This is a genomic window from Acinetobacter sp. YH16031 (genome assembly GCF_013417335.1).
Classification (GTDB): domain Bacteria; phylum Pseudomonadota; class Gammaproteobacteria; order Pseudomonadales; family Moraxellaceae; genus Acinetobacter.
Map to the genome: position 1 here is coordinate 1 of NZ_VPED01000150.1, position 1,560 is coordinate 1,560.

Consider the following 1,560-nt stretch of genomic DNA (forward strand, 5'->3'; position numbering starts at 1 on the left):
TGTTGCTGCTGTGGCAGGTGCAACACTTTTCAGCTCAATGAGTGTTTGCATACGGTCAATTTGTTGCATTAACCGTTCTTCACGTTCTTGGTATTTTTTGACTTCATTTTCTAAATGGGCAATAAGTTTTTTTGTAGATTCATCACCTTCTTGCTTAGATGATTCAATTTTTTGAGGTGTTTGCTCAGGTTCTCCAAAGCATCGGATGACTTCTGCTAGATCGAATTGTCCATCACTGGAGCGTGATAAACGTCCATTACGTACAGCTCTGTAAATGGTTGATCTATCCACATGGAATTTTTTAGATACTTCACTTAGTGATAACTTAGCCATTTACGGTGTCCTTTTTATTTGATGGCATATATCCCACTTTTTTTAGGTATGGGTATAGTTCTTTTATTCGGTCAGGGTCTTGCAGCATCTCAGCAATACGAACAGCAAATTGCGGATAGCTTTCAGTTCCCTGGGAATAACGACCCATTTCAGGAAGTTCAGAAAGTTTATTTGCAAACATATGGCGTTGTGCATCAGTCATCTTCGTAAAGAGATCTAACGTATTCGGATCTCTTTCTATCGGTGGGTTGTCCTTCTTTTTCTGTTTAAAAGTAAAAGAGAATCCTGAAATTGATCGACCTCTTTTGTGTTGCTCATACTTCACAGTGATATCTGTATGTTCGTTAATTTGTTTAATAGCAAGCTCAAGTACACTAGTTTTAAAGCGTTCCATACGCTTGTACTCTGTATCGAGTACGCCAATTCTTTGACGGAAATCACTTAGCTCTATAACAGGAGTAGAGCCAGTACTTCTCCAAGCAATTAATAATTCATATAAGCGAACAGCATAAGCACTGCTGAGATTACTAACTTGTTGCAATTCGTATTTAGTGAAATGCTCTTCTAAGCGTGTAATTAAGGGAACTATGGCAGGGGCAAAGATAAGTTTAACTACTGCTTCATTATCTACATATCCAATTTCACTAACCCAACGGGATCTATAGTTCTCAATATTCCCTCGTTCATTTATTTTTTGATAGCTAAATTGTCTTGCAAATAAATCATTACAGGCATCTTTTAATGCTTGATAAGCCGTATTGCGATGTACGCCAAATTGATTGATATAACCTTCTGCATGTACTTCAAGGGGATCATTAGCATTAATACCTTTCCCGCTTTCTCTTGCCTCAACAATGGCCAATAAAATTAAACGTTGTTCTACTAAATCTAAGTTATAGCTTGCATTAATTAAGGCATTGTCTTTTACAACTAATTCTCTCATGAAGCACCAGTATTATTTATTATGCTATGACACAATAATTAATTTTAGTGCTATAAGCAAGGTAAACGGTGTCATATTGCAAGGTAAACGGTGTCATATTGCAAGGTAAACGGTGTCATATTGCAAGGTAAACGGTGTCATATAACCCTTAAAAGCATTGTGAAAAAAGGCTTTCAGCATGTCTAAAAGCATTTAAAAACTTTAAAATAATTAAAAGCCTAAGGAGTGAAAAATTGCCCTTGGTTTTCGCTTCGCTCAAACTCTATTGAATCTCGCTTTCGCTC

General features: G+C 36.7%; 2 protein-coding genes. Both read right to left on the bottom strand.

Features of this window, described 5'->3' with window-relative positions; translation table 11 throughout:
- A partial coding sequence (locus FTV31_RS16745) for a plasmid replication DNA-binding protein (RefSeq protein WP_218948754.1) occupies positions 1-333 on the bottom strand: 333 nt, incomplete at its 3' end.
- Positions 326-1,276, bottom strand: a complete 951-nt coding sequence (repM, locus tag FTV31_RS16750; protein WP_001208778.1) for a replication initiation protein RepM — start codon at positions 1,274-1,276, stop codon at positions 326-328. The genes repM and FTV31_RS16745, both read right to left, overlap by 8 nt.
- Positions 1,277-1,560: the final 284 nt, after the last annotated feature.